This window comes from Halomonas shengliensis, assembly GCF_900104135.1.
In the GTDB taxonomy this organism is placed as follows: Bacteria; Pseudomonadota; Gammaproteobacteria; order Pseudomonadales; family Halomonadaceae; genus Halomonas; species Halomonas shengliensis.
This window is the reverse complement of sequence record NZ_FNIV01000001.1, coordinates 47,314-68,767: the sequence shown is the minus strand read 5'-3', so window position 1 is coordinate 68,767 and position 21,454 is coordinate 47,314. Positions and strand designations below refer to the sequence as shown.

Here is a 21,454-nt window from a genome sequence, read left to right as displayed (position 1 = left end):
AGTGTTGGCCCGAGAGGCGCCTATAGCCAGCGGATGCGCCGGAACAGCCAGATCAGGCCCGCCGCGATCGCCAGCATCACGCCGAGCAGCATGAAGTAGCCGTAGCGGAAGCCGAGCTCGGGCATATGGGCGAAGTTCATGCCGTAGATGCCGGCGAGGAAGGTGAGCGGCACGAAGATGGCGGTGATCACCGTGAGCAGGCGCATGGTGATGTTGAGCTGGTGGGATGAGAGCGAGATGTAGCCGTCGATCAGGTCGCCGCAGATGTCGTAGTACATCTGGGTCAGGCTGTGCAGGCGCTCGAACCGTTCGTGGACGTCGTTGATGGCGTGCAGCGTCTCGTCGACGTCCCGGGGCAGGTGGGCGTAGTCGTAGGCGGTCAGCTCCTGGGTGATGCCCACGTGGTAGTTGAACACCCGGCGCATCTTGACCAGCCGCGAGCGGTAGCCGATCAACTGGCGCATCAGGGCATCGTCGCCGCCCTCGACCAGGCCATCCTCCAGGTCACTCAGCCGGTTCTCGAACTGCAGCAGGCTGTCCAGGTAGTAGCCCGCCGAGAGGTACATGGCACGCAGCGCCACATGCTCCGGGGAGCGCGCCAGCAGCCGTTCGCCCTCGGCGCCGTAGAGGCGATCGAGGCTCAGCGCCGTGCCGGGGTGCAGGCTGATCAGGAAACGCTCGCCGATGAAGAAGGCGACCCGCTGGGGCACGAACTCGAGCTCGGCATCGAAGGAGCCGATGCCACGGTAGATGATCAAGGTGTGCCCCTCGAACTCCTCGATTTTGGGCGGATGACGGTCGCGATGGGCGTCGTCGATGGCCAGCGGGTGGCAGCCGAAGGCCTCCAGCAGCTCGCGCTCGCGCGCCTCGGGCTCCCCCTCCAGGTCCAGCCACAGGTGGCTGTGTGGCGTCGCCCGCCAGCGCTCGATCAGGGCGGCATCGCCGCGGGTGGCATGGCCGTCGGCCTCGGTGAGTATCGCGCGAATCATCCCTTGCTCTCCCGGTGGTCGATGCGCTGAGTCTTGCAGAGTCGCCGGCCGCTGTCTCCCGTCGGCCATGACCTTGCCGGCCCGGGGTCTGGCCGGTCCAGGGTATCGCTGGCCCGAGCGGCGACACCCCGCCTCGCCGGCTGCTACGCTTAGGCTCATCCCGCTCGAGGAGTGCGCCGATGCCCACCCCGATCACCCGTCTTGTCGTGCCGGTGGATGGCTCCCCCGCGGCCGGCGCCGCGGTCCGCCATGCCGGCCACCTGGCCACCCTGCTGCAGGTGCCGCTGCGACTGCTGCATGTGGTGCCGCTGCCCCCGGCGGAGCTCAGTGACATCCCCGCCAACCGCCAGGCCACGGCCGACCACGACCTCGCGATACGGCGCGAGCGGGCCGAAACCGCCATCGCCCGGGCGCGCGAGGCGCTCGACCCGGCGCTGGAGGCCGAGGAGCGCATGGTGGAGGACGCCCGCTTCCTGCGCAGCCCCGAGCGGGCCATCGCCGATCATGTCGCGGGCGAGGCGGGCTGCCTGCTGGTGATGGGCGCCCGGCACCTTCGCGGCGTCGACCGTTTCGTGCAGGGCAGCGTCAGCCATGGCGTGCTGCACCAGGTCGGCTGTCCGGTCACCATCGTCCATGACGAACCCGGGGTCGATCCCGCCGCCATCGGCCGCGTGCTGCTGCCGGTGGACGGCTCGGAGCACGCCCGGCGAGCGGCTAGCCTGGCCGGCGAGCTGGCGCGAGCGGCCGGAGTGGCGGTGGAGCTGCTCTTCTGCCGTCCTGGCCAGGCCGCGGACAGCGAGGCTGACTCCGCCTCCGCCGTCTTCCGGCGTGCCCGCGAGACACTGGGCGAGGCCCCCGCCGAGGTGGTGGAGACGGTGCTGCCGGCGGAGCGCTTCGCGGAGGCGATCGTCGAGCTGGCGCGCCGGCGCCAGGCCGAGCGGCCGCTGATCGTGATGGGGCGACGTGGGCTGGGCCGCTGGCGGGAGTCGCTGCTGGGCAGCGTCAGCCACCGAGTGATCAACCTGGCCCCCTGCCCCGTCTGCGTAGTGCCCTGAAGCGGGGCTCAGGCCTCGTAGGCGGCCTTGAGGCGGTAGAACTCGGCGACGATCTCGTCCATCGCAGCGGCGTCATAGTCGCACAGGCCACTGACCACCAGCTTCTTGGAGCCGGTGCCCACCGGCTCGCCGCCGGAGTCGATGCGGAAGTCGAGCAGGGTGTCGCCACGCTTGCCGTTGACCTCGAGCGTCGCATCGCGCAGCTCCAGGGCGGGCGCGAGGCCATCGAGGCGCTCCAGCGAGAAGCCCATGCTGTCGTAGATCACCAGCGGTCGACGCGGGTTGAACATCACCCCCTTCTCCTCCATCAACGGCTTGAGGTAGTGGGGGAAGTTCTTGCCGGAGAAGGCGACGTAGCAGCGGGTGAAGGCCTCGACGACCGCCTCGTCACGGGTGGTCTCGCCGCTGCGGGTCACCTCCAGGTAGCACTTGTCGGCGTCGTCGCAGACCCGGATCACCCCGTCTTCATGCTCCCGGAAGCGCAGCGGTGTACCGTCCCCCACCATGTTGAGGAAGCGGAACTCCATGCGCTGGGAGAGACCGAAGCGCGCCAGCACCATGGCGAACAGCAGGTCCCCCGGGACGCAGAAGCGCCGGGCATCCGGGTTGTGGATGGGGTTGTAGTCGCCGGCGACTCCCTTGGCGAAGCGGCTGGCCTGCTCCGCCGAGATGGTGATGCGGTCCCCTGCCAGCGTATGAAATTCATCGAGAAACATGCGTGACTTGCCTGCGTCGTTGGCGATCCGAAAGCGGCCGGCGACTGCCGGAGGGCAGATGATGCCACAAAACCGCCTTTGGGGGAGCCGGAGGCCCCGCGTTCGTGGCACTACTCCTTTGGTGGTAAGGCTTTGCGCCTATATTGCGCTGCACTAGCGGTGCTAGAATAGGCACGCTTTCCAACCCCTTCCCACCCACCCCTTTCCTGGATTCCACACCATGCCATCCTTCGGACGACAAACCTTACGGCCCCGGCACCCCGCCTGGTGGTCGGGATGCCTTGTGCTCGCCTGTCTGCTGTTCAGCCCCGCGGCCTTCGCCGTCACCGGCGAGCTGGACCTCACCGACTCGGTGGTCGGCCTTGTCGCCGTGAGTATCTTCGTCCTCGCCTATGCGCTCGTCATGGGCGAGGAGAAGCTGCACATGCGCAAGTCCAAGCCTGTGCTGGTCGCCGCCGGTATCATCTGGGCGCTGATCGGCTGGGTCTACGTGCAGGCCGGCATGCCCACCGAGGCCGAGCACGCCTTCCGCGAGACGCTGCTCGAGTTCACCGAGCTGATGCTCTTCCTGCTCGTGGCGATGACCTACATCAACGCCCTCGACGAGCGCCGCGCCTTCGACGTGCTGCGCAGCTGGATGGTGCGCAAGGGCTTCACCTATCGCCAGCTGTTCTGGATCACCGGCTCGCTGGCCTTCGTGATCTCCCCCATCGCCGACAACCTGACCACCGCCCTGCTGATGTGCGCGGTAGTGACCAAGGTGGCCGAGGGCGACAAGCGCTTCATCAACCTGGCCTGCGTCAACATCGTGGTGGCGGCCAACGCCGGTGGCGCCTTCAGTCCCTTCGGCGACATCACCACCCTGATGGTGTGGCAAGCCGGCATGATCCAGTTCCAGGAGTTCTTCGTGCTGCTGGGGCCGTCGCTGGTCAACTTCCTGATCCCGGCGGTAGCGATGAGCTTCTTCATCAAGAACCGCAAGCCGGACAGCATGGAAGAGGAGGTGTGGCTCAAACGCGGCGCCCGACGCATCATCTTCCTCTTCCTGCTCACCGTGGCCACCGCCGTGGCCTGCCACACCTTCCTGCACCTGCCGCCAGTGCTGGGCATGATGACGGGCCTGGGCTACCTGCAGTTCTTCGGCTACTTCCTGCGCCGCACCCTGCCGCGCTCGCTGGAGAAGAAGCGCACCCGCTACGCCCGTCGCGGCGACGACAAGAAGCTGGCCCAGCTGGGCAGCGTGGTGCCCTTCGACGTCTTCAACCGTGTGGCGCGCGCCGAGTGGGACACCCTGCTGTTCTTCTACGGGGTGGTGATGTGCGTCGGCGGCCTGGGCTACATGGGCTACCTGGCGATGCTCTCCGAGTCCCTCTATAGCGGCTGGGGAGCCACCAACGCCAACATCGCCCTGGGCCTGATCTCCGCGGTGGTCGACAACATCCCGGTGATGTTCGCGGTACTGACCATGGAGCCGGAGATGTCCCATGGCCATTGGCTGCTGATCACCCTCACCGCCGGTGTCGGCGGCAGCCTGCTCTCCATCGGCTCCGCCGCCGGGGTGGCACTGATGGGCCAGGCCCGCGGCAACTACACCTTCATGGGCCACCTGCGCTGGGCCCCGGTGATCGCCCTGGGCTATGCGGCCAGCATCGCCACCCACCTGTGGCTCAACGCCGGTACCTTCCAGGTCTTCGGCTGAGCCCTCGCTGCCCGGCGGCACGGCCGCCGGGCAGCGGTTGCGTTGAAGCGCAGCGCTTTACATTCCCTTCCCTTGATGTAGCGTAGAGAGAAGATGACCGTCACGGCACACCGCTGCGTGTCGGCTCGTTCACGGTCAGCGCGAGGCCTGTCACCGTGACGCGACTACCGTGACTGCAGGCAACCAGAGCCCGACACAAGGGAAGCCGATACGCCATGACGACCCGCCAGCACGCCTCGCCGCCCTTCCGCCATACGACGCCACCAGGGGTCGAGCCATGGCGTGGCTGAAGGCCACCCTGCTGCTCTGCCTGCTCGCCGTGGCGGGCGGCAAGGCCACTGCCGAAGAACCGGCCCCCCTGCTGGTAGCCCATGCCGACGTCGCCACCCAGCGCCTGACCCGCGACACCACCCGGGCCATCTTCGCCATGCGCCAGCGTACCTGGCCCGATGGTCAGTCGGCTCGGGTCTTCGTGCTGCACAACGACCACCCGGTCCATGAACGCTTCGTCAAGGAGCGGCTGGCCGTCTATCCCCATCAACTTCAGCTGGCGTGGGACCGCATGGTCTTCTCAGGCACCGGTCAGGCACCGGACCGGGTGCGAGACCAGGCCGAGATGCGCGAGCGAATCGCCACCACCCCCGGCGCGGTGGGCTATCTGGAAAGGGAGTACCTGGATGAGCGTATCCAAGTCATTTCGATGGATTGACGGGCCTGCCCCTGTCGCCCTGGGCCTGCTGGCCACGCTGGCACTGCCGGCGGGACAGGCGTGGGCCGACGAGGGGGTCCTGGATACGCTGCAGATGCACGGCTTCCTCAGCCAGGCGCTGGTGATCACCGACGACAACAACTTCTTCGGGCCCAGCAGCGAAAGCGACGGCAGCCTGAAATACACCGAGATCGGCGCTAACGTGTCGCTGCGCCCTCACGAGAACGTGCTGCTGGCGGCCCAAGTGCTGAGTCGTCGAGCCGGCGGAGATGGCAGTGATGCCAGGCCAGTGCTTGATTACGGCATTCTCGACTACCAGTTCCTTTCCAATCAGCAGCGAACCCTTGGCGTCCAGCTCGGCCGAACCAAGAACCCCTTCGGCTTCTACAACCAGACCCGCGATGTCGCCTTCACGCGACCCAGCATCCTGCTGCCACAGTCGATCTACTTCGACAGGACCCGCTCCCTGGCACTCTCGGGTGACGGTATCGCCGCCTACATGGAAGAGCGCATCCCCTCCGGTACCTTGAGGGCCCAGCTGGGCTTCGGTGTGCCACAAGCTGGGGACGACCTGAGCAGCACCCTGAGACTCGACACCATTCCTGGCTCCCTGGACCCTCGCGCTTCCGCTATCGGCCAGATCAAGTACGAGCACCAGGGAGGGCATTTCGTAGCAGCCATCAGTGGGGCGGATGCCAATGCGCGTTTCGAGTCCGGCTCACCGTTCCTGAGCAATGGCGACTTCTACTTTCGCCCCTGGATACTGTCGCTGCAGTACAACGAAGAGAACTGGAGCCTCACCGCCGAATATGCCTGGCGTAACTCGGGACTGGAGAACTTCAACAATGACAGCGTCAACTTCGACGTGACAGGAGAAAGCTGGTATGTGCAGTATGCGCGGCGCTTCAACGATAACTGGCAGTGGCTGGTGCGCTACGACAGCCTGACCAGCAACCGCGACGATCGCGACGGCGAGGCCTATGCAGCCAGCGGCGCCGGCCCCGCCCACAGCCAGTTCGCCGATGACATCACCCTGGGCCTGCAGTGGAGCGTGAACCCCCGCCTGATGCTGGCGGCCGAATATCACCATGTGGATGGCACCGGCTGGCTGCCGATACAAGACAACCCGGATCCTTCGGAGACCGAGCGCCGCTGGAACATGCTGCTCTTCCAGCTCTCCCTGCGCTTCTGAGCCTACGAAGCCTAGGGAGATCACGCCGCCATGAGCCCCGCCAGCCGAATCACCACACGTCACCGCCTCAGCCTGACCTGGCGCGTCATCGCGCTGAGCAGCCTGCTGGTGCTGGGCCTGGTGCTGGCCTTCTCCTGGGTCGGCCATGCCAACCTCACCCGCCAGTTCGAGGAGAGCCGCAACGAGAGTGCAAGCCGCCAGGCCGGCGAGATACGCCTGGCCATGGAGCGCTCCGCGGAGGGGGTTCGCCAGCTGGCCTCGCTGGTGGCCGCCACCCAGGGGCTGGGTGCCGCCCTCACCCGCCGCACCGGCGAGGAGCTGCTGGAGAGCCTGGGTCCGCAGTGGCCGACCCTGCAGCTGGAGTCGGGGGTCGACGAGATCCTGCTGTTCGATGCCGATGGCCGCCTCGCCGCGGAGTGGGGCACGCCCCAGGCGGAGAACGGCCGCCCCGTCCAGCAGTGGGTGCGCCGCGTCATCGAGACCGAAACCCCGCTCACCGCCCTGCGCTGCTCCAGCGACTGCCGCCAGTACGCCGCGGTGCCGGTCCTCATGGCGGGCAGCAGCGCCGGCGTGGTGATCCTGTCGCGCTCGCTGGCGGACCTGATGCGCCAGGCCCACCAGATCGCGGAGGGCAATGTGGCGCTGCTGGTGACCGGCAACCTGCAGGACTCCCAGATCCCTCCCGAACGCCAGCTCCCGCGCTGGCAGGGACAGCTGGTCGCCCTGACCGAGCAAGAGCATAGCCTGCCGGTACTCCAGCGAGCGGCGGAGGTGACGACCCTCGGCGAGATCACCACGAGTCCCAGCCGCTTCCGGCTTTCGGGGCGTGACATGGAACTCAGTGCGGTGCGCATGGAGGGTGACGGCGACCGCCGCAGCACCGGCTATGTCCTGTTCACCAACGACATTACCGACCAGATCCAGGCCATTCGCCAGGATACGCGCACCCTGACGATGGTCGGCCTCGGCGGCTGGGTGGCCGCCGAGCTGCTGCTGCTGGCCATCCTGCTCAGCCCGATGGCTCGCCTGAGACGCATCTCCGGCATCCTGCCGAACCTGGCCAGGGGCGAGTTCGCCCAGGCCCGCGCCGCGGTTCCCCCTCCCGATCCGCGCCTGGCCGACGAGATCGATATCCTCGAGGGTGCCACCCTGCGCCTGGCCGACCAGCTGGAGACCCTCGAGGGCGAGGTTCGCTCCCGCGGCGAACAGCTGGCCCAGCGGGTGGATGAGCTGGCCCACGAGCGCGACTTCATCGGCAGCCTGCTGGATACGGCACGCGTGTTCATCGTGACCCAGGATCCGGATGGCCGGATCACGCTGGTCAACGACTATGCACTGTCGGTCATGGGGGTGAGCGAGGCGTTGCTGCTCAAGCGTCTCTTCGATGACGTCTTCGGAGGGCAACGCCAGTCACTGGCAGGGAGCGATGGCAAGGGGCAGGAGGAGCGCAACCTCACCACCGCCGATGGCAAGCGGCACACCATCGCCTGGTACCACGCCTCGCTTCCCGGCAATCCCGGGGAGCCCGACGGCCGCATCTCCGTCGGCCTGGACATCACCGAGCGCAAGGCCGCCGAGGCACGCCTGACCTGGCTCGCCGAGCGCGACCCGCTGACCGGGCTCTACAACCGTCGCTTCCTCAAGGAGGCCCTCGACGGCGCCATCACCCAGGGACACGCCGGTGCCCTGCTGCTGCTCGACCTGGACCAGTTCAAGGACGTCAACGAACTGAGTGGCCACCAGGCAGGCGACCAGCTGTTGCGCAAGGTCGCCACGGTACTCGGCGAGGAGCTCGGTCACCGCGGCACCCTGGCCAGGCTCGGCGGTGACGAGTTCGCGCTGCTCCTGGTGGGCGCCGGCGAGACCCTGGCCACCCGCATCGCCCAGCAGGTCAACCAGATCCTGGCCACCGTCTTGCTCGATGTGGGCGATCGCCGCCACCGCGCCGGCGCCAGCATCGGGATCGCCCTGTTCCCGGTCCACGGTGACAACGCCATCGACCTGATGGCCAGCGCCGACATGGCGATGTACAAGGCGAAGGCCTCCAGCAGCCAGCGCTGGCACCTGCTATCGACCCTGGCCGCGGCGCGTGGCGAACTGCAGGAGCGTGTCTACTGGGAGGAGCGCATCCACCACGCCCTGGAGGAGGATGGCTTCGAGCTGATGGTGCAGCCCATCGTGCGCCTGGAGGATCGCGACATCCGCCACTACGAGGTGCTGCTGAGGATGCGCGACGAGGCCGGGCAGCTGATCTCCCCCGGTGCCTTTATCCCGGTGGCCGAACGCAGCGGCCAGATCCTGCAGATCGACCGCTGGGTCCTTCACCATGCCCTGAGGGTCGTCAAGGCGCTGGAGGGGTCGGGCGTCAGCCTGGCGATCAACCTGTCGGGGCAGTCACTCCATGATGATGACCTGAGGCATTACCTGGCCAATGAGATCGCCGTCAGCGGCGCCGATCCCCAATTCCTGATCCTTGAGGTGACCGAGACCGCCGCGGTAACCGACTTCTCGACGGCCCGTGGCGTCCTGCAGTCACTGCGTGAGTTGGGATGTCGCACCGCCCTGGATGACTTCGGGGTGGGCTTCAGCAGCTTCCACTATCTCAGCCAATTGCCGGTAGACTACATCAAGATCGATGGAAGCTTTATTCGCAACCTGGCTCACGATGCCGACAGTCGCGTCATCGTCAAGGCGATCGCCGATATCGCCAACGGGTTCGGCAAGCAGGCCATCGCTGAGTTCGTCGACCAGGAGGCGCTCCTGCCCATTCTGAGCGACTATGGCATCGCATATGGACAAGGCTTTCACCTCGGCAAACCGAGGCATGTCGCCGACGCCTTCGGCTATCTGTCGAGCTCCAGGGGGAAGGATAATGTCAAGCCGTCCGACCACTAGACAACTGGCAAGGAAGAGGTGGAATGCATACTTCCAGAGTTAATGAAGGAAAGGTGATGGACCTGCAACCTCTCCTGGCTCGTTTCATGAACGAGTTCTCGTTCATGATCGCTTCCGACGATAGCCAGAAGCGTCGTGTCTACCGATTGCGACACGATATCTACTGTGAAGAACTGAACTACGAACCGCCGAGCGACCCGGTCAACAAGCTTGAATACGATGGCTACGATGAAAGGGCGATCCACTGCTTGATCGAGCATCGCCGTACCGGCGTGACTGCCGCCTGCACGAGAATCGTACTGCCCCAGCCGGACGCGAAGCCGCCTTTCGATCGCTTGCCGATGGAGAGCTACGGAGGAAGAAGCCTGACCCACCCGGAACTTCATCCACAAAGGCTGCCCCCTGCCGACTATTACGAGATTTCTCGACTGGCGGTGGCCAGGGCCTTTCGAACCCGGCTTCATGGCAAGGCGGTTCCGGGAATCTGCGACACCCCCCTCGAGTTTACAGACAAGGAACGGGAAACCTTCTCCATGCTGGTCAGCGGGCTCTTCATTTCCGGGTATGCGATAGGCAGACTGCTGGACAAGAGCATCGCCTTCGCGATGATGGAGCCGCGTCTACCCAGGCTCCTCTCGATGTCAGGCTTCCACTTCACCAAGGTAGGCGACACCATCGACTTTCATGGTCGCCGCAGTGCCTACTGCATCACACGCGAGCAGGCAGAATCCGGTATGAATCGGCAGCTGATCCCCTTGTACGAGCACATACGCGACCAGTTGGAGGCACAGCTCATCTCATCGGATGACCTGACGCACAGGGCGGCCATGAACCTTTAATGGATATGATGGGCGATGCCGAGCCGCAGATCTGATTCACCTGCCCGGCCGCGGTCAACCATCGAAGCATGGCCCCGGATGGAGCCGGCCCTGCCAGCCCAGCACCATGATCGCCAGCACGTTGCGATGCTCCCCCCGGGCCAGGTCTGTGCTGCCCGCCGGGGACGGGATCATGCCGTGCTCGCGATCCAGCGCCGCGACCAGGACATCGCGGATCCGCGCCACCAGCGGGTGCTGCTCCTGACGCGCCAGCAGGAAACTCAGCGCCACCTCCGCCTGGATATCCTCGGTGGCTTCACGCAGGATCCGTTCGGGATCCGATTCGAAGGCCGTCAGCACCCAGGCATGCGCCTCGCCATCGACTCGCTGCTGATAGTAGCGGCTGGCGGCGATGACGAAGTGGGTCAGGCCATAGAGCCAGTTGCGGTACTCGCGGTTGTCGAGCCCCTCCACCACCTCGGGGGGATAGCGCCGCCGGAACGCCGCCTCGACCTCCGCACGCAGGTCCACCACCCCTAACTGATGCAGGTAGTGCACCTGGTTGGCCACCTGGGCGGCGTAGACGCGCAGCACCTCGGGGTCGGTGAGGAAGGCTTCCCATGGCAGCTCGCCCAGGTAGTCCAGCGCCCGCTCATGCCCGGAAATCTCCTGGAGGAGGCCGTGATAGTCCGCCTGGACCATCCGGAACAGCAGGCCACGGGCGTAGGCGATCTCGCCCCAGTCGGCCAACATCGCCGCCCGGGCACGCTGCTTCTCGGTGCGGCGGGGGTAGCCGTCGATGCTTTCACGCGCCAGCGCCTCCGTGCGCCCCGGCACCGCCAGCATGGCGACCTCGCTCTCGAGACGCGCCTGCAGACGCGCCATGTAGTCATGGTTATCGGCCAGGTAGCGCGCCTCCCCGGTCAGCCGGTAGAGGCGCTGGGCATAGTGGCGCCGCTTGCTGGCAGGCAGCTCGGGCAAGGCGGCGTCATAGGTGGCGCGGATCAGCGCCGCCGCCTGGCGGTGGCGTTCGGCAGGGTCGCCCTCGGCGGGCTGCAGGGCGCAGGCCGAGAGCTGCAGCGCCAGTACACCGAGGGCAAGCCAGGCCAGCCACCGGGGGTGGAGAGCCACCAGGCTCATGAGCGGTTCTTCCTGCGCCGTGACTGCTCGGGGCGGATCATGCGCACCCGCACCTTGGGGCGTGGAGGTTCGGCGGGAGGTGCCGGTGGAGCCACCTCCTGATCGGCGGGTGGCGCCGCCTCGGAAGCTGACGGGATCACCACCCAGGCGAAGGTGGGCAGCGCCAGGTGCCAGTAGATGGCGGCCAGGCGCAGGCCGAGAGTGGTGGCCAGCGACACAGCGACGGCCAGGGGACCCGGCGCCCCCAGGGCATCCAGGCCGACATAGGCGATGCCGCCGGCGATGGCCGCGGTGGCGTAGATCTCCTCGCGCAGCACCATGGGCACCCGGCGCGCCAGCATGTCGCGCACCATGCCACCCGCCACTCCCGTCATCATGCCCATCAGCACGGCCACCAGGCCGGGCATCTGCAGCTGTAACGCCTTGTGGGCGCCGATCACCACGAACAGCGCCAGTCCGAAGGCGTCGGCCACGGGCAGGAAGCCGCGCGACAGACGGTGGATGTAGTGGAAACCGAGGATGGAGAGCCCCACCGTTACCAGGATGACCCACAGGTAGGTCGGGTCGGTGACCCAGAATACCGGCCCCACCCCGAGCACCATGTCGCGCAGGGTGCCGCCGCCGATGCCGGTGACCGCGGCAAGCACCAGCATGCCGAAGGGATCCATGCGCGTGCGGCAGGCGAGCACCACCCCCGACAGCGCGAAGACGATGACCCCCGCCATGTCCAGCCAATAGATCAGAGCGTTCAACGTCAGCTTCCTCCCGCCGACCGGTTTCGAATGGCCGCACAGGATAGACCAATTTCGGCCATGGGGAAGGGGGTCAGCGCTGTTTCGGCGGGTCGCCTGTGCCGAACCTGGCCAGCTGCATCTCGCGCAGCCGGCTGAGGGTACGCCGGAAGGGAAAGGCCAGATGCCCCCGGGGATAGAGTGCCTCCATGGGCACCTCCGCGGCGAGGTAGAGTGGCGTGCGCCGGTCATAACACTCGTCGACCAGCGCGATGAAGCGACGCACGCCGTCATCACGCCGTGACAGCGGTGGCAATTCCCGATCTCCCGCCTCGACCCGGCTGACCCCATCCTCGGTTCCCCGGGCGATGCCGCCCGCCAGGCGGGCATCGCTCAGGCAGGGCACCCCCTCCAGCAGGATATGCTCGAAACGGTCGACCAGCTCGATGAAGTCCAGCGCCGCCAGGGGCTGCTCGCAGAGCTCGGCATAGTCGCACCATACCGCCGAGGCGCTGCGTCCCCGCACCGCGATGGTGCGGTGACCCAGCTCTATCGGCGTCGTCGACCTCTCCTCCCCCTCACTGAGCCGGCCGAAGGATTCCGACAGGGCGGCCGTCTGCTCGGGGCCCACGACCCAGTAGCGCTGCCGGGTCCATCCGGGGTGCAGGCGATGATCCTGGCCGCCGTCGAGCTCAACCTCGCGCATATGACGTTCGATAGCGGCGATGGCCGGCAGGAAGCGCTCACGGTTGAAGCCGTCGGCATACAGCTGCCGCGGCGCCTGGTTGGAGGTACAGACCAGCACCACGCCCTGCTCGAAGAGCGCCGTCAGCAAGCGGCCGAGCAGCATCGCATCGGCGATGTCGCTGACGAACAGCTCGTCGAGGCAGAGCACCCGAACCTCGGCCGCCAGCTCGCCAGCCAGGGTCAGCAGGGGGTTCGGCGTGCCGCCATGCTGGAAGAGCCGGCGGTGCACCCAGCGCATGAAGTGGTGGAAGTGCTGGCGGCGTGCAGGCACGCGCAGCCCCTGATGGAAGGCATCCATCAGCCAGGTCTTGCCACGCCCCACCGGCCCCCACAGGTAGACCCCGCCGGGCTGGGCGACCGGCGACGCGCCATGCACGGCGTCGAAGCAGGCCTCGAGGACCTCGGCGGCGGACCGCTGCGACGAATCGGCGACGAACCCCTGGTGCGCCAGGGCCTCATGGTAGGCGGCCAGGGGAGAAGACAGGGCGTGCCGGTGACTGGCCTCCTCGCCATTCCCCTGGCGTGTCACGCTCCCTCCAGCTGGAAGGGGTAGACGCTGCCGATCCCGAGCAGACGGCTCAACTCGTCCAGAGCCGTCAACGACTCCCTGGTCAGCGCCGGGTCGGCCAGCTCCTCGGGCAGCAGGCGGTCGCGGTAGTGGCGCTCCACCCAGGCGACCAGGGCGTCATAGAGGGCATCGTCCAGCAGCACCCGGCCGGAGAGCGCCGCGCGCTCCGCGGCGGAGAGCACCACCCGCAGGCGCAGGCAGGCGGGGCCACCGCCGTTGCGCATGCTCTGCTTGACGTCCTTCACCACCACCTCGCCGATGGGGTTGGCCCCGGCCAGCAGGTGGTCCTGCAGGGTGCGCCACACCGCTTCGTTTTCCTGGCACTCGCCGGGCACCACCAGGGACATGCTGCCGTCCGGGTTGGAGAGCAGCTGGGAGTTGAAGAGGTAGGACGACACCGCGTCCGCCAGGCTCACCGCCTCGGCGGGGATGCGCACCGGGATCAGCGGCGCGTCCATGCGCTGGCGCAGCGCCTCCAGGGTGCCCGGCTCGTCGAGGAAGGCCATCTCGTGGTAGAGCAGCACCGGCCCGTTACCCACGCTGATCACATCGTTGTGGAAGACCCCGGCGTCGATGGCCTCGGGATGCTGCTGGGCGAACACCAGCCGCGACTCGGCGAGGCCGTGCTGGCGGGCCACCGCCTGGCTCGCCTCCAGGGTCTGGCGCGCCGGGAAGCGCCGCGGCGCCGGGCGCTCCTCGGTGCCCCAGCCAAACGCCTCTCGGCCGTAGACATAGAGGTGCACCCCCGGCTCGCCATGGTCGCCGGCCAGGCGGGTATGGTTGGCCGCGCCCTCGTCGGAGAACGCCGGGGTGGCGGGCAGCGCCGGGTGGTGGGCGAAGTGCGCATCATCGCGGAAGATCGCCGCCAGCACCCGACCGGTGGTGGCGGGTTCCAGGAAGCGGTGGAAGCTCGACTGCAGGTTGGCCGGGGTGAAGTGCACCCGGCCATCCGGGGCATCGAGGCTCGGCGTCACCGTGGCGGCGTTGGCGGTCCACATGCTCGAGGCGGAGCACACCGCGCGCAGGATCTGCGGCGCCTCGCCGGCGGCCCGGGCCAGCACCCGCTCGTCGCTGCCTGAGAAGCCCAGGGCGCGCAGCGCGCCGAGATCCGGGCGCTGCTGGGGCGGCAGCACCCCCTGGGCGTAGCCGGCGTCCATCAGCGACTTCATCTTGGCCAGCCCCTGCAGGGCAGCCTCGCGGGGGTTGGCCTCGAGGCCGCCGTGGCGCATGGAGGCGACGTTGCCAAGCGCCAGGCCGGCGTAGTTGTGGGTCGGTCCCACCAGGCCGTCGAAGTTGACCTCGAGGACGTCGGTCATGGCATCCCGGCTCACAGGCTCACCCCCGGCGGCAGCTGGTCGGGCAGGTGCAGCTCCTCGCTCTCCATGGAGGCCACCGGGTAGGCACAGTAGTCCGCCGCGTAGTAGGCGCTGGGGCGGTGGTTGCCGCTCTCGCCCACCCCGCCGAAGGGGGCATCGCCGGAGGCGCCGGTGGTCTGGCGGTTCCAGTTGACGATGCCGGCGCGGATGCGCAGCAGGAAGTCATCCCAGTCATCCGGCTCGCCGCCGATCAGCCCGGCGGAGAGGCCGTAGCGGGTGTCGTTGGCGAGCGCGATCGCCTCGTCCCAGTGGCGGTAGCGATACACCTTGAGCAGCGGGCCGAAGTGCTCCTCGTCGGGCACCGCCAGGCCGGTGACGTCGATCAGCGCCGGGCTGAGCAGGCTGGTATCTGCCTCCAGGCGCTCCATGCGCGCGAGCACCGTGCCGCCCTGGGCCTCCAGCGCCGCCTGGGCCTCGAGCAGGCCGTCGGCGGCGGCCACGCTCACCAGGCCGCCGTAGAAGGGCGCCGGCTCGGCGAAGGGAGGCGCCACCCGCAGCCGCGAGATGGCGTCCGCCAGGGCGTCGAGCAGGTGATCCCCCACCTGGCCCTCGGGAACGATCAGGCGGCGCGCGCAGGTGCAGCGCTGGCCGCCGGAAAGAAAGGCGGACTGCAGGATGGTCAGCACCGCGGCGTCCTGGTCGGGGACATCCTTGACCACCAGCGGGTTGTTGCCGCCGAGCTCCAGGGCCAGGATCTTGCCGGGCTGGCCGGCGAACTGGCGGTGTAGCAGGCCACCTACCCTGGCGCTGCCGGTGAACAGCAGGCCGTCGATGCCCGGGTCGGCGGCCAGCGCCTGGCCGGTCTCGGCCCCACCCTGCACCAGGTTGATCACCCCGGCCGGCAGCCCCGCCTCCTGCCAGCACTGCAGGGTCAGGTCGGCGGTGAGCGGCGACTGCTCGCTGGGCTTGAACACCACGGCGTTGCCGGCCAGCAGCGCCGGTACCATGTGGCCGTTGGGCAGGTGGCCGGGGAAGTTGTAGGGGCCGAACACCGCCATCACGCCGTGGGGGCGATGGCGCAGCACGGCCTGCGTCTCGCCCAGGTCGCGCTCGCGCTCGCCGGTGCGCTCCTGATAGGCGCGCAGCGAGATCGCCACCTTGCCGATCATGGCGCCCACCTCGGTGCGCGCCTCCCAGAGCGGCTTGCCGGTCTCGTGGGCGATGGCGGCGGCCAGCGCCTCGCGGTGGCGCTCCAGCACCTCGCGGAAGCGCTCCACCAGCGCCTGGCGCTCGGCGAAGGGCGTCCGCGCCCAGGCGGGGAAGGCCTCGCGGGCCGCGGCCACCGCGGCGGCGACGTCCGCGGGGCTGGCGCCGGCCCCCTGCCACAGCCGCTCACCGGTGACGCCGTCGTGCTTGGCGAAGCGTTCCCCGGCGCCGTCGCGCCAGTGCCCACCGATCAGCAGGGAGTGTGTCGGCTTCATCAGGCTTCCTCCTCGGTATCCAGGATGCGCAGGGTGGCGCCCGCCTCGACCTCCAAGCGTGCCGCCTCGGCGGGACTCAGGCGCAGGCGGCCCTCGGCGTCGGGGCCGCGCCCTACCCAGGCGGCGCGGAAGTGCGCCATCTCGGTGGTGGCGGCCAGCCAGCGCGGGCGCTCGCCCGCCTCGTCCAGGGCGGGGTCGAGGGTGACGGTGACTCGCCGCGACAGGCGCACGCCGCGCACGTCGTCGATGTAGGCCTCCACGGTGGGGCCGCCGTCGAAGATGTCGATGTAGCCCTCCCAGCGCAGCCCCTCCTTCTTGAGCATGGCCAGGGCCGGGCGGGTCTGCTCGTGCACCTGTCCGATGCAGGCCCGCGCCGCCTCGGAGAGGAAGGGCGTGTAGATGGGGTACTTGGGCATCAGCTCGCCGATGAAGCTCTTCTGGCCCAGGCCGGTCAGGCGGTCCGCCTCGTCGAAGTCCAGCGGGAAGAAGTGGCTGCCCAGGCAGTGCCAGAAGGGGCTCTTGCCCTCGCCGTCGAACACCCCGCGCATCTCCGCCAGCACCTTGTCGGGGAAGCGGTCGCGGAACTCGGCCATGAACAGCCAGCGCACCATGGAGAGCAGGGCGCCGTTGCGCTGGTGACGGCGGTCACCGCCGCGATAGGCCGGGCGCAGGAACAGCGAGGCCACCTCGGCGTCGCCGGTATGGTCCGAGCACAGGAAGAGGGTATCGATGGTGCGGTGCAGGTCGAGCTGCACCGAGGAGTGGGCCAGGGTGCCGAGCCGGTAGTGGTAGAAGGGCACCTCGCGCCCCACCTCGCCCTCGATGGCGCAGCAGCCGGCCAGGTGGCCACTGGCCTCGTCCTCGAGCACGAAGAAGTAGTTGCGCTGGCCCGCCGGGGTGCGCTCGAGGAAGGTCGCCTCGGTGGCGGCGATCTTGGCGGCCAGGAAGTCGCGGTTGTCGGGCAGCGAGGTGAAGCCCACCCCGGTCTCCCGGGCCAGGGCCTGCAGCTCCTCGAGGTCGCCCTCGGCGATGGGTCGGATACGCATCACAGCTCCCCCTCGTCATAGCCCGGGTCGGCCGACTCGGCATCGGCGAGTGCCAGCGGCGCGGCCAGCACCGCCCTGCCCTCCTCCACGCCCAGCACCGCGGCGTGCTCCTCGGAGAGCATCAGCTGGCCGGTGGGCGACAGCGCATAGCGCGCCACCACGCAGCGGAAGTCGGCCAGGCGCTGGTTGGCGACCATCGCCGGCTCGGCGTCGGGCAGGGCGTGGACCGGGCGGATGCGCACCGGGTGCCAGGCGGCGCGCCGGAAGCTCTGCAGCCGCTCGCGCTCGGCCTTGATCACCGGACCCGCGTCGAAGATGTCGACGTGGCGGGAGCGCTGGAAGCCCTCGGCCAGCATCTCCGCCAGGGCCACCTCGTGGTCGGGATGCTCGCGCCCGATGGCGGCCCGCGCCTGGGGCGTGAGCAGCGGCAGGTAGAGCGGGAACTGCGGCATCACCTCGGCGATGAAGCTCTTGGAGCGCACCCCGGCCAGGTAGTTGATCTCCTCGAAGTCGCGCACGAAGAAGTGGCGCCCCACGCTGTTCCAGAACGGCGACTCGCCGGCCTCGTCCAGGAAGCCGGGGAAGGCCATCGCCAGCACCCCGGCGAAGCGCTCGGGGTACTGGGCGATCAGCATCAGCCGCGCCCGGCGCAGCAGGCTCTCGGCGCTGGTGCCGCGATAGCGCGGCGCCAGGGAGTAAGCGCACAGCAGGCTCGCCTCGGAGACCTCGTGGGAGAGCGCCAGGGTCTGCACCTCGCGGCGCACGTTGAGCTGCTGCGAGGCGTGGATCAGCGTCTCCTGGCGATAGGTGTAGTAGGCGTCGCGGGCGCCGGCCTGGGCGCGTACCGTGGCGGTGCCGGCCACCTCGCCGCGGGCCCGGTCCTCGAGCACGAAGGTGTAGTGCTCGTCGCCGGGGAACTCCACCTCGGCGGCGAAGGCCTGGCGCGAGCGGGCGATGCGCTCTTCCAGGCGGTCGCGGTGGGCCGGCAGGTTGGTGAGTCGCGGCACGGCCTCGCCCGCCAGCCGCTCCAGGGCGGGCAGGTCGGCCGGGGCGACGGGGCGAACGACCAGCATGGCGGCGTCTCCCTCGCCGCTCACTGGCCGGCGACCAGGCGGCTCACGGCACGCTCCAGGCGCGCCATGCCCTCGGCGATGTCGGCCTCGGGAATCACCAGGGAGGGCGCCATGCGCAGCACGTTGGGGCCGGCGATCAGCGCCATCAGCCCCTCCTCGATGGCCAGCGGCAGGATGTCCTTGGCGCGGTCACGCCACGCCTCGCTCATCTCGGCGCCGATCAGCAGGCCCATGCCGCGGACCTCCTTGAAGACCCCGTGGCGGGCGTTGATCGCCTCCAGGTGCTCACGGAAGAGGTCATGGCGGCGCTTCACCCCCTCCAGCACCTCGGGGGTGTCGATGTGCTCGATGGCTGCCAGCGCCACCGCCGAGGCCAGCGGGTTGCCGCCGTAGGTGGAGCCGTGGGTGCCCATGGAGAAGGCCGGGGCGACGCGGTCGGTGGTCAGCATGGCGCCCACCGGGAAGCCGCCGCCCAGCGCCTTGGCGCTGGTCAGGATGTCGGGGGTCACGCCGAACTGCTGGTAGGCGTAGAGCGAGCCGGTGCGGCCCACGCCGGTCTGCACCTCGTCGAAGATCAGCAGGGCGTCGTGGGCATCGCACAGGTCGCGCAGTCCCTGCAGGAACTCGCGTTGGCCGGGCAGCACGCCGCCCTCGCCCTGCATCGGCTCCACCATCACCGCGCAGGTGTCGTCGTCGATCAGGTCGCGCACGCTGTCGAGGTTGTTGTACTCGCCATGGACGATGCCGCCGGGCACCGGGCCGAAGCCCTGGGCGTACTTGGGCTGGCCGCCCACGCTGACGGTGAAGAAGGTGCGACCGTGGAAGGCCTGGCCGAAGGAGACGATGCGGTGCTTGTGCTCGCCGCCCTGGTCATGGGCCCAGCGCCGCGCCAGCTTGAGCGCGGCCTCGTTGGCCTCGCCGCCGGAGGAGCACAGGAACACCTTGTCGGCGAAGGTGCGCTCCACCAGGGCCCGGGCCAGGGCCAGGGCCGGCTCGTTGGTGTAGACATTGGAGAGGTGCCAGACCCGCTCGGCCTGAGTCTTGAGCGCCTCGACCAGCACCGGGTGGCAGTGCCCCAGGCCGTTGACCGCGATGCCGCCGGCGAAGTCGATGTACTCGCGGCCCTGCTGGTCCCACAGGCGGCTGCCCTCGCCGCGCACCGGTATCACCTGCTGGGGGGCGTAGTTCGGCACCATGTAGCGGTCGAAGTCGGCGCGGGTCGGGGTCTGGCTCATGACATCCTCCTGTGAAGTCGAAGACACGCATCATGTATGCGGTGCCCTCGAGTATAGGGAGCCTGTCGCCGCGGTGCTTTCACCCAAGGCACGAGGACTTGTGTAAAAGCTCCCGGAGGCGGTTACTCTGGGGGCATCCCCCGAGGAGGAGCCCCGGATGTTCAACACCACCGGCTGGAACCGCCGCCGCTACACCCTCTACGCGCCGATCTACGACGCCGTGGCCGAGCGTGCCTTCCGCCGCGCGCGGCGCGCCTCCCTGGCCCAGGTGCACTGGCGCCCGGGGATGCGCGTGCTGCTAGTGGGCGCCGGCACCGGGCTCGACCTGCCCTTCCTGCCGCGGGACATCGAGCTGCACGCCACCGACCTCTCGCCGGCCATGGTGCGCCGCCTGGAACGCCGCGCCGAGGCGCTAGGCCGGGACCTGGAGGCGGAGGAGATGGACGCCGCGCGCCTGACCTACCCCGACGGCCACTTCGACGTGGTGGTGATGCACCTGATCCTGGCGGTGATGCCCGACCCGGCCCGGGGGCTCGCCGAGGCGCACCGGGTGCTCGCCCCCGAGGGCCAGCTCTGCGTGATGGACAAGTTCCAGGCCGACGACCGCCCGGCCGGCCTCGCCCGCCGGGCCCTCAATGCGCTGACCTCGGCCATCGCCACCGACATCACTCGCCAGGCGCGGCCGCTGCTGGAGGCCGGGGGCTTCGTCATCGAGCAGGACACCCCGGTGATGATGGGCGCGCTGTTCCGGGCGCTGCTGGCCCGGCCCGCCTGAGGCCGGCACCGCTCAGCCCAGGCGCTCCTCGCGGGGCGTCACGCCGAAGTGGTTGCGGTAGGCGGTGGAGAAGTGGGCCGCCGAGGAGAAGCCGGTGAGCATCGCGATCTCCCCGGCGGGACGCTCGCTCTCGCGCAGCAGGCGGCGGGCACGGCGCAGGCGCAGGTTAAGGTAGTAGCGGCTGGGCACCGCCTGCAGGTGCTTCTTGAACAGTCGCTCCAGCTGACGCCGGGAGAGCCCCAGGTGCTCGGCGAGCTCGTGGGTGGTCAACGGCTCCTCGATGTTGGCCTCCATCAGCGCCACGGCGTCCACCAGGCTCTGGGGGGCGCCGGCCAGCGGCGAGGCGGGCTGGGGCTCGTCGGCCATGCGCACCCGCTCCAGCACGAAGTGCGCCGAGACCCGCTCAGCGAGCTCGCTGCCGTGATGGCTGGCGATCAGGGTCATCATCATGTCCATGGCGGCGGTGCCGCCGCCGCAGGTGAGGCGGTCGCGGTCGATCTCGAAGAGCTGGCGGGAGAGGCGGACCCCCGGGTGGGCGCCGGCCACCGCCTCGAAGCGCGGCCAGGGCACCGTGGCGCGGTAGCCGTCGAGCAGGCCGCTGCGCGCCAGCAGCTCGGCGCCACCGCCGATCCCGGCAAGGGCCACCCCCGCCAGGGCCAGGTGACGCAGCCAGGCCGCAAGCGCCGGGGTCGGTGACTCGCCCCAGGGGGCGCACAGCAGCAGCAGGTCGAGGGAGACCGGCTCGCCGATGACCGCATCGGGCATCAGCAGGTGGCGGGAACCGCTGCGCACCGGGTGGGCGTCGAGCCCCAGGGTGACCAGCGAGTAGAGACCCTCACCGGTCAGCTGGTTGGCCACCGCCAGCGGCTCGGTGGCGCAGGACTCGGCCAGCAGCGAGAACCCCTGCAGCAACACCACGCCCACCCGTCGCCGGGCGGGCGGGGTCGAGGTGGGGGGAAGGTCGGGCATGCGGGGCTCTCGCGACGACGGGAGCGACCATTGTAGCCAAAGCCCCTGCCCGGGGCAGCCTCAGCGCCTCAGTCGGCGACGCCGGTCAGCAGCATGAAGCCCACCGCGGCGACCGCCAGCACGATCACCAGCGGCAGGACCCAGGGCAAGCCACGGGAAGGCTCCCGGGCCTCGGGCTGGGTCTCTTCGGGCTCGGGGTGCTCGTAGTCCTCGGGCTGGCTGACTTCCTTGAGGTGCTGGAGCTCCTCTTCGGGGGTCTGGCTCTCGCGGGTATCCATGGCGCCCTCCGGGTCTGCGGGA

At 69.1% G+C, this 21,454-nt stretch carries 19 protein-coding genes; 7 read left to right on the top strand and 12 right to left on the bottom strand.

Features of this window, described 5'->3' with window-relative positions; genetic code table 11:
- Positions 1 to 20: 20 nt before the first annotated feature.
- Positions 21 to 989: a magnesium transporter CorA family protein gene (locus BLP95_RS00345; protein WP_089676215.1), complete on the bottom strand. Its 969-nt coding sequence runs from the start codon at positions 987 to 989 to the stop codon at positions 21 to 23.
- A gap of 179 nt (positions 990 to 1,168) precedes the next feature.
- Here BLP95_RS00345 and BLP95_RS00340 point away from each other — a divergent pair, with 179 nt between their 5' ends.
- Complete coding sequence (locus BLP95_RS00340; RefSeq protein ID WP_089676214.1) at positions 1,169 to 2,044, top strand: universal stress protein; 876 nt, start codon at positions 1,169 to 1,171, stop codon at positions 2,042 to 2,044.
- A gap of 8 nt (positions 2,045 to 2,052) precedes the next feature.
- On the opposite strand, the gene BLP95_RS00335 is transcribed toward BLP95_RS00340, so the two are convergent.
- Positions 2,053 to 2,760, bottom strand: a complete 708-nt coding sequence (locus tag BLP95_RS00335) for a DUF3581 domain-containing protein (protein WP_089676213.1) — start codon at positions 2,758 to 2,760, stop codon at positions 2,053 to 2,055.
- Positions 2,761 to 3,043: 283 nt separating this feature from the next.
- On the opposite strand from BLP95_RS00335, the gene nhaD reads away from it, so the two are divergent.
- The 5 genes from nhaD (at position 3,044) to BLP95_RS00310 (ending at position 10,094) form a co-directional block, all read left to right on the top strand.
- Positions 3,044 to 4,459, top strand: a complete 1,416-nt coding sequence (nhaD, locus tag BLP95_RS00330) for a sodium:proton antiporter NhaD (protein ID WP_425402528.1) — start codon at positions 3,044 to 3,046, stop codon at positions 4,457 to 4,459.
- 277 nt (positions 4,460 to 4,736) lie between these two features.
- A complete protein-coding gene (locus BLP95_RS00325; protein ID WP_089676211.1) occupies positions 4,737 to 5,168 on the top strand; it encodes a hypothetical protein in 432 nt (143 codons plus the stop codon).
- Entirely contained in the window at positions 5,137 to 6,360 is a 1,224-nt protein-coding gene (locus BLP95_RS00320) for a hypothetical protein (protein WP_245678637.1), read from the top strand. The genes BLP95_RS00325 and BLP95_RS00320 overlap by 32 nt, the downstream gene beginning before the upstream one ends.
- Before the next feature lie 30 nt (positions 6,361 to 6,390).
- Complete coding sequence (locus BLP95_RS00315) at positions 6,391 to 9,255, top strand: bifunctional diguanylate cyclase/phosphodiesterase (RefSeq protein ID WP_089676209.1); 2,865 nt, start codon at positions 6,391 to 6,393, stop codon at positions 9,253 to 9,255.
- A gap of 56 nt (positions 9,256 to 9,311) precedes the next feature.
- The gene (locus tag BLP95_RS00310; RefSeq protein ID WP_176760194.1) at positions 9,312 to 10,094 is read left to right on the top strand and encodes a PEP-CTERM/exosortase system-associated acyltransferase; all 783 of its coding nucleotides are present in this window, start codon (positions 9,312 to 9,314) and stop codon (positions 10,092 to 10,094) included.
- 54 nt (positions 10,095 to 10,148) lie between these two features.
- Here BLP95_RS00310 and BLP95_RS00305 read toward each other — a convergent pair whose 3' ends face one another.
- From BLP95_RS00305 to BLP95_RS00270, 8 genes are all read right to left on the bottom strand, one after another.
- Positions 10,149 to 11,213 (bottom strand): DUF3541 domain-containing protein, encoded by a 1,065-nt coding sequence (locus BLP95_RS00305; RefSeq protein ID WP_089676207.1) that lies wholly within the window; start codon positions 11,211 to 11,213, stop codon positions 10,149 to 10,151.
- Positions 11,210 to 11,965: a trimeric intracellular cation channel family protein gene (locus BLP95_RS00300; protein WP_089676206.1), complete on the bottom strand. Its 756-nt coding sequence runs from the start codon at positions 11,963 to 11,965 to the stop codon at positions 11,210 to 11,212. Before BLP95_RS00300 ends, BLP95_RS00305 begins: the two co-directional genes overlap by 4 nt.
- 73 nt (positions 11,966 to 12,038) lie before the next feature.
- Positions 12,039 to 13,220: a cell division protein ZapE gene (gene zapE / locus BLP95_RS00295; protein WP_245678636.1), complete on the bottom strand. Its 1,182-nt coding sequence runs from the start codon at positions 13,218 to 13,220 to the stop codon at positions 12,039 to 12,041.
- Positions 13,217 to 14,575: an N-succinylarginine dihydrolase gene (astB, locus tag BLP95_RS00290; RefSeq protein WP_089676205.1), complete on the bottom strand. Its 1,359-nt coding sequence runs from the start codon at positions 14,573 to 14,575 to the stop codon at positions 13,217 to 13,219. The genes zapE and astB overlap by 4 nt, the downstream gene beginning before the upstream one ends.
- Before the next feature lie 11 nt (positions 14,576 to 14,586).
- Positions 14,587 to 16,056, bottom strand: a complete 1,470-nt coding sequence (gene astD, locus BLP95_RS00285; RefSeq protein ID WP_089676204.1) for a succinylglutamate-semialdehyde dehydrogenase — start codon at positions 16,054 to 16,056, stop codon at positions 14,587 to 14,589.
- Positions 16,056 to 17,102, bottom strand: coding sequence for an arginine N-succinyltransferase (astA, locus tag BLP95_RS00280; RefSeq protein ID WP_089676203.1), 1,047 nt, complete (start codon positions 17,100 to 17,102; stop codon positions 16,056 to 16,058). Before astA ends, astD begins: the two co-directional genes overlap by 1 nt.
- Positions 17,102 to 18,175 (bottom strand): arginine N-succinyltransferase, encoded by a 1,074-nt coding sequence (locus BLP95_RS00275; protein WP_089676202.1) that lies wholly within the window; start codon positions 18,173 to 18,175, stop codon positions 17,102 to 17,104. The genes astA and BLP95_RS00275 overlap by 1 nt, the downstream gene beginning before the upstream one ends.
- 20 nt (positions 18,176 to 18,195) lie before the next feature.
- Complete coding sequence (locus BLP95_RS00270; RefSeq protein WP_089676201.1) at positions 18,196 to 19,410, bottom strand: aspartate aminotransferase family protein; 1,215 nt, start codon at positions 19,408 to 19,410, stop codon at positions 18,196 to 18,198.
- Positions 19,411 to 19,567: 157 nt separating this feature from the next.
- On the opposite strand from BLP95_RS00270, the gene BLP95_RS00265 reads away from it, so the two are divergent.
- On the top strand, positions 19,568 to 20,185 hold the full coding sequence (locus BLP95_RS00265; RefSeq protein WP_089676200.1) for a class I SAM-dependent methyltransferase: 618 nt from the start codon (positions 19,568 to 19,570) through the stop codon (positions 20,183 to 20,185).
- Between the two features lie 12 nt (positions 20,186 to 20,197).
- On the opposite strand, the gene BLP95_RS00260 is transcribed toward BLP95_RS00265, so the two are convergent.
- Complete coding sequence (locus tag BLP95_RS00260) at positions 20,198 to 21,154, bottom strand: GlxA family transcriptional regulator (protein ID WP_176760193.1); 957 nt, start codon at positions 21,152 to 21,154, stop codon at positions 20,198 to 20,200.
- A gap of 68 nt (positions 21,155 to 21,222) precedes the next feature.
- Complete coding sequence (locus tag BLP95_RS00255; protein ID WP_089676199.1) at positions 21,223 to 21,432, bottom strand: hypothetical protein; 210 nt, start codon at positions 21,430 to 21,432, stop codon at positions 21,223 to 21,225.
- Positions 21,433 to 21,454: the final 22 nt, after the last annotated feature.

Excerpts from the sequence above, each read along its gene's own strand:
- BLP95_RS00345 (WP_089676215.1), bottom strand. The coding sequence starts at position 989 with ATGATTCGCGCGATACTCACCGAGGCCGACGGCCATGCCACCCGCGGC.
- astA (WP_089676203.1), bottom strand. The coding sequence starts at position 17,102 with ATGCGTATCCGACCCATCGCCGAGGGCGACCTCGAGGAGCTGCAGGCC.
- BLP95_RS00315 (WP_089676209.1), top strand. The coding sequence starts at position 6,391 with ATGAGCCCCGCCAGCCGAATCACCACACGTCACCGCCTCAGCCTGACC.
- BLP95_RS00340 (WP_089676214.1), top strand. The coding sequence starts at position 1,169 with ATGCCCACCCCGATCACCCGTCTTGTCGTGCCGGTGGATGGCTCCCCC.
- BLP95_RS00320 (WP_245678637.1), top strand. The coding sequence starts at position 5,137 with ATGAGCGTATCCAAGTCATTTCGATGGATTGACGGGCCTGCCCCTGTC.
- BLP95_RS00335 (WP_089676213.1), bottom strand. The coding sequence starts at position 2,760 with ATGTTTCTCGATGAATTTCATACGCTGGCAGGGGACCGCATCACCATC.
- BLP95_RS00305 (WP_089676207.1), bottom strand. The coding sequence starts at position 11,213 with ATGAGCCTGGTGGCTCTCCACCCCCGGTGGCTGGCCTGGCTTGCCCTC.
- BLP95_RS00325 (WP_089676211.1), top strand. The coding sequence starts at position 4,737 with ATGGCGTGGCTGAAGGCCACCCTGCTGCTCTGCCTGCTCGCCGTGGCG.
- BLP95_RS00265 (WP_089676200.1), top strand. The coding sequence starts at position 19,568 with ATGTTCAACACCACCGGCTGGAACCGCCGCCGCTACACCCTCTACGCG.
- astB (WP_089676205.1), bottom strand. The coding sequence starts at position 14,575 with ATGACCGACGTCCTCGAGGTCAACTTCGACGGCCTGGTGGGACCGACC.
- BLP95_RS00310 (WP_176760194.1), top strand. The coding sequence starts at position 9,312 with ATGGACCTGCAACCTCTCCTGGCTCGTTTCATGAACGAGTTCTCGTTC.
- BLP95_RS00260 (WP_176760193.1), bottom strand. The coding sequence starts at position 21,154 with ATGCCCGACCTTCCCCCCACCTCGACCCCGCCCGCCCGGCGACGGGTG.
- astD (WP_089676204.1), bottom strand. The coding sequence starts at position 16,056 with ATGAAGCCGACACACTCCCTGCTGATCGGTGGGCACTGGCGCGACGGC.
- BLP95_RS00270 (WP_089676201.1), bottom strand. The coding sequence starts at position 19,410 with ATGAGCCAGACCCCGACCCGCGCCGACTTCGACCGCTACATGGTGCCG.
- BLP95_RS00275 (WP_089676202.1), bottom strand. The coding sequence starts at position 18,175 with ATGCTGGTCGTTCGCCCCGTCGCCCCGGCCGACCTGCCCGCCCTGGAG.
- BLP95_RS00255 (WP_089676199.1), bottom strand. The coding sequence starts at position 21,432 with ATGGATACCCGCGAGAGCCAGACCCCCGAAGAGGAGCTCCAGCACCTC.